This window comes from Enterococcus sp. DIV1368b (genome assembly GCF_050529595.1).
GTDB classification, from domain to species: domain Bacteria; phylum Bacillota; class Bacilli; order Lactobacillales; family Enterococcaceae; genus Enterococcus_B; species Enterococcus_B mundtii.
Map to the genome: position 1 here is coordinate 1,332,471 of NZ_CP172883.1, position 12,344 is coordinate 1,344,814.

11 protein-coding genes are annotated in these 12,344 nt (G+C 37.1%); all 11 read left to right on the top strand.

Going from position 1 to position 12,344, the window contains the following annotated elements; all coding sequences use genetic code 11:
- Positions 1-134 precede the first annotated feature (134 nt).
- The 11 genes from IGJ19_RS06340 (at position 135) to IGJ19_RS06390 (ending at position 12,238) form a co-directional block, all read left to right on the top strand.
- Positions 135-386 (top strand): DUF896 family protein, encoded by a 252-nt coding sequence (locus IGJ19_RS06340; RefSeq protein ID WP_071867806.1) that lies wholly within the window; start codon positions 135-137, stop codon positions 384-386.
- Between the two features lie 98 nt (positions 387-484).
- A complete protein-coding gene (gene tkt / locus IGJ19_RS06345) occupies positions 485-2,479 on the top strand; it encodes a transketolase (protein WP_142433487.1) in 1,995 nt (664 codons plus the stop codon).
- A gap of 257 nt (positions 2,480-2,736) precedes the next feature.
- The gene (locus IGJ19_RS06350) at positions 2,737-3,606 is read left to right on the top strand and encodes a glucosaminidase domain-containing protein (RefSeq protein ID WP_430604498.1); all 870 of its coding nucleotides are present in this window, start codon (positions 2,737-2,739) and stop codon (positions 3,604-3,606) included.
- Between the two features lie 132 nt (positions 3,607-3,738).
- Positions 3,739-4,665 carry a cysteine synthase A gene (cysK, locus tag IGJ19_RS06355; RefSeq protein ID WP_071867954.1) on the top strand — a complete coding sequence of 309 codons (927 nt, stop codon included), beginning with the start codon at positions 3,739-3,741 and terminating at the stop codon, positions 4,663-4,665.
- A gap of 182 nt (positions 4,666-4,847) precedes the next feature.
- On the top strand, positions 4,848-5,273 hold the full coding sequence (locus tag IGJ19_RS06360) for a Fur family transcriptional regulator (RefSeq protein ID WP_019724202.1): 426 nt from the start codon (positions 4,848-4,850) through the stop codon (positions 5,271-5,273).
- Between the two features lie 374 nt (positions 5,274-5,647).
- On the top strand, positions 5,648-7,000 hold the full coding sequence (locus tag IGJ19_RS06365; RefSeq protein WP_010735565.1) for an NADH oxidase: 1,353 nt from the start codon (positions 5,648-5,650) through the stop codon (positions 6,998-7,000).
- Positions 7,001-7,259: 259 nt separating this feature from the next.
- Positions 7,260-7,550, top strand: a complete 291-nt coding sequence (locus tag IGJ19_RS06370) for a DUF5960 family protein (RefSeq protein ID WP_071867953.1) — start codon at positions 7,260-7,262, stop codon at positions 7,548-7,550.
- 233 nt (positions 7,551-7,783) lie between these two features.
- Positions 7,784-8,488 (top strand): DnaD domain-containing protein, encoded by a 705-nt coding sequence (locus IGJ19_RS06375; RefSeq protein WP_010735563.1) that lies wholly within the window; start codon positions 7,784-7,786, stop codon positions 8,486-8,488.
- Position 8,489: 1 nt separating this feature from the next.
- Complete coding sequence (gene nth / locus IGJ19_RS06380; RefSeq protein ID WP_071867952.1) at positions 8,490-9,155, top strand: endonuclease III; 666 nt, start codon at positions 8,490-8,492, stop codon at positions 9,153-9,155.
- Between the two features lie 470 nt (positions 9,156-9,625).
- Positions 9,626-10,201 carry a hypothetical protein gene (locus tag IGJ19_RS06385; protein ID WP_161641842.1) on the top strand — a complete coding sequence of 192 codons (576 nt, stop codon included), beginning with the start codon at positions 9,626-9,628 and terminating at the stop codon, positions 10,199-10,201.
- A gap of 540 nt (positions 10,202-10,741) precedes the next feature.
- On the top strand, positions 10,742-12,238 hold the full coding sequence (locus IGJ19_RS06390; RefSeq protein ID WP_142433486.1) for a helix-turn-helix domain-containing protein: 1,497 nt from the start codon (positions 10,742-10,744) through the stop codon (positions 12,236-12,238).
- Positions 12,239-12,344: the final 106 nt, after the last annotated feature.

Below are 12,344 nucleotides of genomic sequence, written 5' to 3' on the forward strand. Positions count from 1 at the left end.
ACTTGATAACTAAATAGTACCATAGAAAATACTTGATTTCAAACAAATGTTCGCATTAAAGACTATTGATGTAGTTGTTTTTTTTTCATTTTTTATATAAGATGTAGGAGAAGCAAAAGCGAGGAGGAATAGTTGTGTTATCGCCTGAAAAAATCGAACGTATCAATCAGTTAGCTAAAAAGAAAAAAGCAGAAGGATTGACACCAGCTGAAGTCAAAGAGCAAAAGGAATTACGAGAAGCATATCTGACAGCCTTTCGTTCTGGCATGAGACATCATATTGAAGGGATGAAAGTTGTTGATCCCGATGGAAATGATGTCACACCAGAAAAATTGAAAGAAATCCAGAAGAAAAAAGGCCTCCACGACCGAAATAGCAAGTTTTAGTAAAAAAAACTAAAAGTCGTTGCTTTTTTAGAGGAGATACTATAAAATTAGAAGTAGAAATATAGGTAAAAAAAACCTAAATTACAGGAGGGGTTACATTGTTTGATAAAATTGATCAGCTTGGTGTGAATACGATCCGTACATTGAGTGTCGATGCAGTACAAAAAGCAAATTCAGGACATCCGGGGTTACCAATGGGTGCCGCGCCAATGGCTTATGCCCTTTGGACGAAACACTTGAAAGTGAATCCGAAAACTTCTAAAAACTGGGCAGACCGTGACCGTTTTGTCTTATCTGCGGGACATGGTTCAGCGATGTTGTACAGCTTGTTACACTTAGCAGGGTACCAAGTGACGATTGATGACTTGAAACAATTCCGTCAATGGGATTCAAAAACACCGGGACACCCTGAGGTCAACCATACGGACGGCGTCGAAGCAACGACTGGTCCTTTAGGTCAAGGGATCGCGATGGCTGTGGGGATGGCAATGGCAGAAGCGCATCTAGCTGCGACCTATAACAAAGATCAATTCAACGTCGTTGATCATTATACGTATGCGTTATGTGGCGATGGCGACTTGATGGAAGGCGTGTCTCAAGAAGCAAGTTCGATGGCTGGTCATATGAAATTAGGGAAATTGATCGTTTTATACGATTCAAACGATATTTCTTTAGACGGACCAACCTCAAAAGCCTTCACTGAAAATGTTGGCGCACGCTATGAAGCTTACGGTTGGCAACATCTCTTGGTCAAAGACGGCAATGATTTAGAAGCCATCTCAAAAGCAATTGAAGAAGCGAAAGCCGAAACAGACAAACCGACATTGATCGAAGTGAAAACGGTCATCGGATTTGGTGCACCAAACCAAGGAACTTCTGCGGTCCACGGCGCACCACTTGGCTTAGAAGGCATTCAAAAAGCCAAAGAGATCTATGGTTGGGAATACCCTGACTTTACCGTACCAGAAGAAGTGGCGGAACGCTTCCGTCAAACGATGGTTGAAGAAGGCGAAAAAGCTGAAAATGCTTGGCGTGAGATGTTCGCAGCATACAAAGCAGCATATCCAGAATTAGCGCAACAATTCGAAGATGCTTTTGCTGGGAAATTACCTGAGAATTGGGATGCAGAGCTTCCAACATACGACGAAGGTGAAAGCCAAGCGAGTCGTGTTTCAAGTAAAGAAGTCATCCAAGAATTATCAAAAGCGATCCCAAGTTTCTGGGGTGGTTCTGCCGATCTATCCGGTTCAAACAATACGATGGTCACAGCAGACAAAGACTTCACGCCTGAACACTATGAAGGCCGCAACATTTGGTTTGGTGTTCGTGAGTTTGCGATGGCATCAGCGATGAACGGGATCCAATTGCATGGCGGTACCCGGATCTATGGGGGAACATTCTTTGTCTTTGTGGATTACTTGCGACCAGCTGTGCGTTTAGCAGCGATCCAAAACACGCCAGTCATTTATGTCTTGACCCATGACTCTGTGGCAGTTGGTGAAGATGGCCCGACGCATGAGCCAGTGGAACAATTGGCTTCGGTTAGAAGTATGCCAGGTGTCCATGTCTTACGTCCGGCGGACGGGAACGAAACTCGTGCGGCATGGAAAGTAGCGATGGAATCTACAGATACACCAACGATCTTAGTCTTGAGTCGTCAAAATCTACCAGTTCTTCCAACAACGAAAGAAGTGGCGGATGATATGGTTAAAAAAGGTGCCTATGTCTTGTCTCCAGCTAAAGGGGAACAACCAGAAGGAATCTTGATCGCGACAGGTTCAGAAGTGGATCTAGCTGTTAAAGCGCAAAAAGTATTGGCGGAACAAGGAAAAGATGTTTCAGTGGTTTCTATGCCAAGTTTTGATTTATTTGAACAACAATCCGCGGAATATCAAGAAAGCGTCTTGCCAAAAGCAGTGACGAAGCGTGTTGCGATTGAAGCAGCTTCACCATTCGGTTGGGAACGTTATGTGGGTATCGAAGGTCAAACGATCACAATTGATCACTTTGGCGCATCTGCTCCTGGAAACAAAATACTTGAAGAATTTGGTTTTACAGTAGATAATGTAGTCAACGTCTTCAATCAATTATAGACAAATACTGAAAGCAGTTCGATTGGAGTGCTTGGAGATTTTTTCCAAGCCTCCAATTTTCTATTTTTTTAGGTACAAATTAGTAAAAAGGGATAATTGTCGTTACTTTTGTGTTACTTTTTGATTACGTGAAGATTACAAAAAGTAAATGATTGAAGATTCGTTTGAGTTTCAATAAAATAAAACGTATAATTTAAATGATTAAGTTTCGTTTAAGAGGAAGTTTTATTTACTGTTTCATTTGAGGAGGAATTTGAATGCAAGAGCTGAGAACCCGTAGCGCTCGACACCATAGGCCCAAAAGGAAAATGACCATCAAAAAAAAAGCCATTGCACCTTTAGTGGGGACAAGCCTATTAGTTGGGCCAATGTTGGTCACAGCAACACCACAAACTGTACGTGCGGATGAGTTAGATGTCGCATCTTCTGCCGATCCGCAAGCATTTATCAATCAAATCGGATGGGCTGCTTCTGAAGTTGCAGCAAGCAATGATTTATATGCGTCTGTCATGATTGCACAAGCATTACTTGAAAGTGCGTATGGTACATCTGGATTATCAAGTGCACCATATTACAACTTATTTGGAGTCAAAGGTAGCGCAGGTCAATCTGTGGTATATATGAATACGCAAGAATATTTGAATGGTCAATGGGTAACGATGAACGAACCTTTCCGTCGCTATTCATCTTATTGGGAGTCATTCCAAGATCATGCGAATGTTTTACGTTCTACTAGTTTTTCGACAGGCGATTATCATTATTCAGGTGTATGGAAAAGTAATACTACCAGCTACTATGATGCAACAGCTTATTTAACTGGACGTTATGCAACAGATCCTAATTACGCATACAAATTAAATGAATTGATCAGCACATATAATCTGACTCGCTTTGATACACCATCAACTGGTTCAACAACAACTAGTACGACAAGTACCACAACGACTAGTACGACAACCTCTACAACGACTACGACAAGTAGTAACCAAACTTATACTGTCGTCTCTGGCGATACACTTTGGGATATTGCTCAAAAATTCGGTATGTCCGTCGATGATCTGATGGCAAAAAATGGCATGACGATGTCAAATTATTCATTATTGGTTGGACAAGAAATCAATGTCTAACTTTATATCAACTTAAAAAAGAGGCATATCAAAAGATGTGTCTCTTTTTTTTACTTCTCCAGTAAGAATCACTCGCAGAAGTACCTTTTTTGTATTATGATTAATAGAGAAGCAAATGAAGGGGGAAAAAACATGACACAGATTTATCAATCGATCACAGAATTGATCGGTAAAACACCTATCGTTCGATTAAATAAAATGGTTCCAGAAGGAGCTGCGGATGTTTTTGTTAAGTTGGAATTCTTCAATCCAGGTGGAAGCGTGAAAGACCGTATTGCCTTGAATATGATTGAAAAAGCAGAACATGATGGGCTATTGAAACCGGGTGATACAATCATTGAACCTACTTCAGGAAACACTGGTATTGGTTTAGCGATGGTCGGTGTAGCAAAAGGATATCATGTGAAACTTGTCATGCCTGAAACGATGAGTATCGAGCGTCGCTTATTGATGAAGGGTTACGGAGCAGAACTAATTTTGACTCCAGGGACAGAAGGCATCAGTGGTTCAATCAAAGAAGCAAAACGTCTAGCGGAAGAAAATGGCTATTTCTTACCTCTGCAATTTGAAAACCCTGCTAATCCATTAGTTCATGAAAAAACGACTGGGCCAGAAATCCAAGCGGCGTTTGGTGTGAATGGGTTGGATGCGTTTGTCGCAGGAATCGGTACTGGTGGAACAATCACCGGTGCGGGACACGAATTAAAACGGATCAATCCAGCGCTTAAGATCGTTGGAGTTGAACCAGCCGAATCTGCCGTTTTAGAAGGCAAAGAACCTGGGCCACACAAAATCCAAGGTATCGGAACAGGTTTTGTCCCGGATACGTTAGATACGAATGTCTATGATCAAGTCTTATCAGTATCTAGTGAGCAAGCAATGATCACAGCTCGCCGTATGGGGCAAGAAGAAGGAATCTTAGTTGGTGTTTCAGGAGGAGCCGCAGTTGAAGCTGCGCTTAATGTAGCTAAAGAACTAGGGGCTGGAAAAAAAGTTCTTGCGATTATTCCTGATAATGGAGAACGTTATTTGTCTACTCCTTTGTATCAGGATATGTAAGTCTACGTGAAAATCTGAATAAAAAGTGTGAAATAATGGTGAAACATCCGTTATTTTACACTTTTTTTGTATAAAATAGGCAAAATTATAAAATTCTTTTCTTTTTCTTTCCATAATATGTAGATTTAAAAAAATAAAAATAGTATGATAATAAAAGAACAATAAGGTGGGGTTTTGTTTATATGGAAAATAAAAAAGTAGAAGCGGCGATCGAGCAGCTGAAAAAAGAAAATATTCGGATTACGCCGCAAAGATACGCAGTTTTAGAGTATCTGATTGAGCATCGTTCACATCCAACGGCAGATGAAATCTACAAGGCGCTTGAGCATCGCTTTCCTAATATGAGTGTTGCTACAGTTTACAATAATTTACGATTGTTCACATCGATCGGGTTTGTTCAAGAAATGAAATATGGTGATGCATCAAGCCGATTTGATTTTAGTTCACAAAGACATTATCATGTGATTTGCCAAAATTGCGAGACGATCGTCGATTTTCATTATCCTGGGCTAGAAGATATTGAAATGGCGGCGGGGCGCTTAACTGATTTTGAAATCCATGATCATCGTTTAGAATTATATGGGCTATGTCCGAATTGCAAAAAATAAATCGTGCGAACATCTGAAACATCGATAAGGTCAAATGACTTTGTTGATGTTTTTTTTGTCTTTCATTTGTGACGTGTAGAAAAACATGGAATACCTACTCCTGTGAAACTAAGAGGAAAACACACTAACAATTTTAAGAAAGGTGAAAATATTTATGCAATTTTTTATGCGATTTCGTATTCATTCACAAGCGTAGAGGTGTTAGTTTAAAAATTCACAAAAAGAACGTTTATTTATCAGTGTTTCAAATCGAAAATGCGCAAAATATGATAAGTAAGACCTTGTGAATTCACAAGCATAAAACTGTTGGATACGTTTTAATTTTGCTATAGTAAAAATTGTCAAAGGACAAATCGTTTATCGGAGGGACACACATGAAAGTAGTAGTAATCGGCTGTACCCATGCAGGAACAGCAGCAGTAAAAAGCATCTTAAAAAACAACCCAGAAGCAGATGTTACAGTTTATGAACGTAACGACAATGTTTCATTTTTATCTTGTGGGATCGCATTGTATGTTGGAGGCGTCGTGAAAGACCCAGCAGGCTTGTTCTATTCAAACCCTGAAGAGTTAGCTTCGTTAGGTGCGAAAGTGAAAATGGAACATGATGTCACTGATGTTGACACAGAAAACAAACAAGTCACAGCGAAAGATTTAAAAACTGGCGAAACTGAAACAGTTTCTTATGACAAATTAGTAATGACTACTGGTTCATGGCCAATCATCCCGCCAATCAAAGGGATCGAATCTGAAAATATTCTTTTATGTAAAAACTATAACCAAGCAAACGAAATCATTGCTAAAGCAGAAGAAGCGAAGAAAGTAGTGATCGTTGGTGGTGGTTATATTGGGATCGAATTAGTCGAAGCGTTTGTCGAGTCTGGCAAAGAAGTGACATTGATCGATGGTTTAGATCGTATCTTGAACAAATATCTTGATAAACCATTTACGGATGTGTTAGAAAAAGAATTGGTTGATCGTGGAGTTACTTTAGCTTTAGGTGAAAACGTTTCTGAGTTCATTCCAGATGAGAATGGTAAAGTAAAACAAGTAACTACAGCTAGCCAAACATTTGATGCGGATATGGTTATTTTGTGTGTTGGTTTCAGACCAAATACAAAATTAGTAGAAGGTAAAGTAGAAACATTGCCAAATGGCGCAATCAAAGTAAATGAGTACATGCAAACAAGCAATCCAGATATTTTTGCAGCGGGCGATTCAGCAGTTGTCAATTATAACCCAAGTGGTACGCAAAACTACATTCCTTTAGCAACAAATGCGGTCCGTCAAGGATTGTTAGTAGGAAACAATTTAACAGAGCAAAAAATGGCTTACCGTGGAACACAAGGAACTTCTGGTTTGTACTTATTCGGTTGGACAATCGGTTCAACAGGTGTGACAACAGAAAGTGCCCCAATGAATAACTTGGATGTCCAAGCAACACTATTCGAAGATAACTATCGTCCAGAATTCATGCCAACGACTGAAAAAGTCATGATGGAACTAGTATATGAAAAAGGAACAAATCGTATCGTAGGTGCACAATTCATGTCTAAATACGACATCACTCAATCTGCTAATACGATGTCATTAGCGGTTCAAAATAAAATGACTGTAGAAGACTTAGCTCTTTCTGACTTCTTCTTCCAACCTCATTTTGACCGTCCTTGGAACTACTTGAATCTTCTTGCACAAGCAGCTCTAGGAGAAATCGAGACAGCTCAATAATTTGTCAAAGTGTCATAGAAGAACCATCTGGAAGCAATATTGTTTCCAGACGGTTCTTTTTTTGGAACTCAACCGGCTATTTAAAGGTCAAAATTGTTTATTGACACTTTTTGTTTTATTTCTCACGAGACAGGAATGGTTTGTTGCAGACTTCACCAGTTGCAATTAGTTGTTTTCCTTTGTTTTTTTTGTCAAAATAATAGATGTAATTAATTTCCAACAAAGCAGATGTAGTGAGTTGGACTAGAGGAGGATCATTATGGAAAAAGAATATTTTGTACAGCAGGATAATTTTATTGAAGATTACAAAAAGGTGACAGGCAGTGAAACGATCGATATTGATTCTTTAGCAGAAGAAGTGATCAATCAATTAAACGAAACCCAAGCAGAAGAATTCGTTTTATCTGGTGATGAAACAAAAGATGGTGAGGATCATCAATTCCCATTTAGTCGACGGATCTATACCGATGAAAATGATGGAACATTGAATACAGAGTATACGTATGAAGGACAACCATACGAGCTACGAACGGATGACGAGGTACAATAATAAACGTTCTATCGATCGTGCGCGTCATTCTCTAAGCTGCTTGTAAAGATATGAGACCTTTTTATAGAGGAGAGCATATCCTAGTACAAGCAGCATTTTCTTCTGATGTACATATATTCCGAAAAGTGAAAAGCAATATAAAAATCACTAAAACATTTTAAAAAAATTCAAATAATCCTTTCTTGCTTCAAATCTTGTTTTTACGTATACTAATTTTAAAGAGAGGGATAATAATGTTGAATTTAGAAAACTATTTAAAAGCTGGTCAAACGATCGTTTCCAATCTTTTGCTTAAAAATTATCATCGTATCGGCCTACAAGCAGATGAATTTTTATTTATATTACAGTTGCATATGGCACAATCAGAAGGTGATTCATTCCCGGATCTGATGAATATTTCCCAGAATATGGGTGTCAAGCAAGAAAAAGTTTTTCAAATTTTGAATCGATTGGTCAGTGGTCATTTCATAGCGATCGAAACGACACTTATTGATGGACGTAAAGCGGATCGCTATGATTTGACACCAACGTATGTGCATTTAGAAAGATTATTAGAAAAAGACTCTCTAAAGCAAGAAGAAGAAGTCCAAGAAAAAACGACACGTTCAGTCTATCAATTATTTGAACAAGAGTTTGGACGTCCCTTATCCTCTATTGAATTCCAACGGATCGGACAGTGGTTGGAAGAGGATCATTATCATCCTGAGATTTTGAAACTAGCTTTACGGGAGGCTGTATTGAACCAAGCGTATAGTTTCAATTATATCGACCGTATCTTATTATCTTGGGAACGGAAAAATTTAAAAACCAAACAGCAAGTAGAAGAAGATCAAAAACGCAGAAAGCAGCAACTGCTTCAAAAAGAAATCGATCAGCCAGCCCAACAAGAAGAGCTGCCAAAAGTATCATTAAAGAATTGGCTGGAAGAATGGGAGTAATATGTTAGGTAAACAACGTACAATGGAAGCTTTTGAGAAAATGTATGAGATGTTTCCAGAAGCGCATGGAGAATTACAACATAAAAATCCTTATGAATTATTGATTGCAGTCATTTTAAGCGCACAAGCGACAGATGTTTCGGTCAACAAGGCAACACCTGCTCTATTTGAAGCTTTTCCAACTCCTGAGGCGTTAGCTAAAGCCCCACTAGAAGAGATTATTCCTAAGATAAAAACAATTGGATTGTATCGAAATAAAGCCAAAAACATCAAAGCATGTGCGCAACAGCTGCTTGATCAGTTTGGAGGACAGGTTCCTCAAACAAGAGAAGAGCTTGTTTCACTACCTGGTGTAGGTAGAAAAACAGCGAATGTCGTGCTTGGAGATGCGTTTGGAGTACCAGCTATAGCAGTCGATACTCACGTAGAACGTGTGACAAAACGATTGAGGATCTGCAAATTGGATGCTTCAGTACAAGAGGTTGAACAAACATTGATGAAAAAGGTACCAGAAGATCTATGGGTAAAAACGCATCATACATTGATTTTCTTTGGACGGTATCACTGTACTGCTAGAAGTCCCCGCTGTGAAGTATGTCCTTTACTGGATATGTGCCAGGATGGCAAAATGCGAATGAAAAATCCTGCAAACAAACACTTAAAATAAGAAAGAAGAGGTCATGACAGAAGTGTTTAGCCTCGATCAATAAGGCACCATCCACGAAAATTGTTCGTCCAATTTTTGTGGATGGTGCCTTATTTCTGAATTAGTTACTTTTATTCTTGCCATTTATTCGATTTTTGAATATGTGAGCGGAGGAAAATCCCACTTTTTTTGTAAAAAACAAATATTGAGAAAAACAAATGAGAGTAAAAGAATAAATAATTGTTTATAACATTACAAGCAAATTTGCTGAATGATACAAACGAGAATTATTTCGACGAAATAAATAATAAAACATTATTAGGATGATAAAATAAATCAGTTATTTTATTATGATGTTTTTATAAAATAAGTATATTAGAATCAGGAAATTATAACACGTTTAATTTATTTATTTTATTTTAAGTATGTTATATTTTTAGTTTTAAATAAAAGAGTTTTCTGTTAGAATTTAATTATAGAGGAGGAATTATATGATTAAAAAAACATTACTTTTATCAACTTTAGTTTTAACAATGGCTGGATGCGCTACATCTGCCCAAGGAGAAGATACAACTAGTACAACAAATGAGTCACAGAAGGAAACACCGGTCATTACCCTTTCGGATGTAGAAGAAGCACAACAAGAATGGGCAGAGAATATTATTGCGATTGGTGAAGCTAGCTTGGAAAGTGACGAAAAAGCCGAAGAAAAAGCGCTTGAGACACTGGAAACCCTGTATGCTTACGATGATGGTCAAGTACTCTTCAAACCAACGAAAGCTGCGGAAGTGCCATTTCGTGGTACAAAAGATGAAGCACTATCTTATTTTGTTGGTGGGGACATCGCAGAAGATGGTGGATTTGCCTTAGAGCCTTGGACAGATATCCGCTTTGATAATCATGATACGATCTTGAACGGTGATACAGCGATTTCTTCAGGTGTCTATTATTTTACTTCTGGGGAAACCAACGAAGAAGTCAAAGTTGAATACACATTTGGTTATATCATGGATGAGGATGGCGACTTAAAAATTCAGTTACATCACTCAAGTGTGCCATTCGGATAAGAGAAAGATGTATGGCTAAATCAACGAAATAACTGACTATCCTGCTTGATCTTTTAACACTTCCACCATGTATGATTGATACATAATGTAGGATAGTCAAACGAATCATCGCAATAAATCATAGGCACCAACTGAAATGATTTTAAGCAATATTTGTCAAGCAACTGGAGGATCAAACGAGGCAACTCGTTGGTTCTTCAGTTTTTTTGCTAGGTATCGCATGCAAATAAATCAATAAATTTCTCTTAAATTTATTGGAATAAAATAAATTCAAGAATATAATTATTGGAATTTTATGCAGAAATATTCTAATATTAAATTGTACTTGTTTTTTTATAATAGTTATTTTAGGTTATCGCTTAAAAGCGAACGAAGGTTTACACCGTTCTCATGTCAAATAATTACTATAAATCAACAAGTATCTTTTATTTTCTGAATAGTAAGAATATTTTTGCTATTTAAAAATGACAAGGAAAGATTGAGGTGATGTTATACTATTTGAATTTTACATTTCAACTATAGATTGAGGAGAAAATAAATATGCTGCCAGATAAATTAATATTATTATTCATTACAAAAACACAATTTTTACAAATGAAGGTATTAAAAGAAATGAAACATGGAGCAGTCTCAATAAAAAAGCTGGAAGATGAAATGGATCTAACAAAAAGACAAGCAAGAAAGATACTTCAAAATTTGATGAGAGAATATGAAGAAATCGGATTCTCAAAAAAAACGCACACCTCTTTGATTCTAGATAAAGATGAATTGCGTTGTATGCCACAACTAACCGATACGGAATATCTCGAATTGATCAATATTTTTCAAGAAAGATATTTTGCAGAATCAAATTTATATCAGACATTGTTATATGTGTTGGAAAAAAGGAAATTCAGTGTTTCAGATATTGCAAAATATCTAATCTATAGTGAGTCACATGTATACAAACTTTTAGGAAAGTTGAAAGAATTGTTTCAATTATTAAAAATCGATATTCGATTGATGAAGATCAATGAAACATTGATTGAATTAACAGGTAGTGAATCTACTATACGTATGTTGCATTATCTGGGGATTGCTGTCATTTCAAAAGGAAACTATTGGCTGTTCAAAACGATTACTCAAGAAGAAGTGATCGATTTCCGGTTGTCAATCAACTTTGATCATTACGAAAATTTATCTCCGCTTGGGAAAAAGCGTATCAACTATTTATTAGCGGTCTGTTTGATATCATTGAAAAACGGGTACCAAATCCATGATCTACCCTCAGAACTCGTAGAGCTAGGAGAAACAGTCTATAAGGAGGAGATGGATGCGTGTTTAGAAAAGCTGACTGTCAAAAAGATGATAGATGGAACAAATTCACGAAATGAATGTATCCATTTCGCCTTTCTATCCAACTATTTTGCACAAGATTTAAATAAGAAAGAAGAAAAAGAAGAACTGGGGAGAAAGCTAGGGGAGCTAAAGAAGAATTCGATCGTCACTAAATGTAAAAAATTACTTATGTGCATGATTGATTACTTTCATATACCAGAAACGATTTTTTATCAATTACTCTATTATTTAACAAACAAATTAGTCACTATCCATCATTTGGAATTATATAAATTTATGCCTATATACCATGATGCACTACCAACAAATCGTTATGGGTCCTATATAGAGCGTTGCATCGATAAAAACTTAAAATCTTACCAAAATGAGCCTTCTTACAATCACATCAAAAATAGTTTTGTGCAAGTCATCTTAGGAAGCTTGGCCTCCAACAGTCTTAAATCTGAACATAAAGTTTATGTGGAATTTTTTAACCTTCCAGAATCTAAAAATATAGTCGAAAATGTTATTACACATTACTACAATAATAAACGAATAAAAATCGTAGAATCGTATCATCATGCTGATATCGTTATTTCGGATACCCATGGATACGAAGATAAAGATTTATTTTATTTTAAGCATATCTCAGATAAGGATTCATGGACGAGGTTGGGATCGTATTTTAATAAAGTCATCGTAAATACGTACAAATTTTGACAACCGATTGACTAAATAACATAATCAGATACAATGAATCGAAGTTATTTGCCAAATCTGTTTATCATCTCTTGGTTTAAATGAACAATAACTGAATAATAGTTTT

Excerpts from the sequence above, each read along its gene's own strand:
- IGJ19_RS06390 (WP_142433486.1), top strand. The coding sequence starts at position 10,742 with ATGCTGCCAGATAAATTAATATTATTATTCATTACAAAAACACAATTT.
- IGJ19_RS06370 (WP_071867953.1), top strand. The coding sequence starts at position 7,260 with ATGGAAAAAGAATATTTTGTACAGCAGGATAATTTTATTGAAGATTAC.
- IGJ19_RS06385 (WP_161641842.1), top strand. The coding sequence starts at position 9,626 with ATGATTAAAAAAACATTACTTTTATCAACTTTAGTTTTAACAATGGCT.
- nth (WP_071867952.1), top strand. The coding sequence starts at position 8,490 with ATGTTAGGTAAACAACGTACAATGGAAGCTTTTGAGAAAATGTATGAG.
- IGJ19_RS06350 (WP_430604498.1), top strand. The coding sequence starts at position 2,737 with ATGCAAGAGCTGAGAACCCGTAGCGCTCGACACCATAGGCCCAAAAGG.
- IGJ19_RS06365 (WP_010735565.1), top strand. The coding sequence starts at position 5,648 with ATGAAAGTAGTAGTAATCGGCTGTACCCATGCAGGAACAGCAGCAGTA.
- cysK (WP_071867954.1), top strand. The coding sequence starts at position 3,739 with ATGACACAGATTTATCAATCGATCACAGAATTGATCGGTAAAACACCT.
- IGJ19_RS06360 (WP_019724202.1), top strand. The coding sequence starts at position 4,848 with ATGGAAAATAAAAAAGTAGAAGCGGCGATCGAGCAGCTGAAAAAAGAA.
- IGJ19_RS06375 (WP_010735563.1), top strand. The coding sequence starts at position 7,784 with ATGTTGAATTTAGAAAACTATTTAAAAGCTGGTCAAACGATCGTTTCC.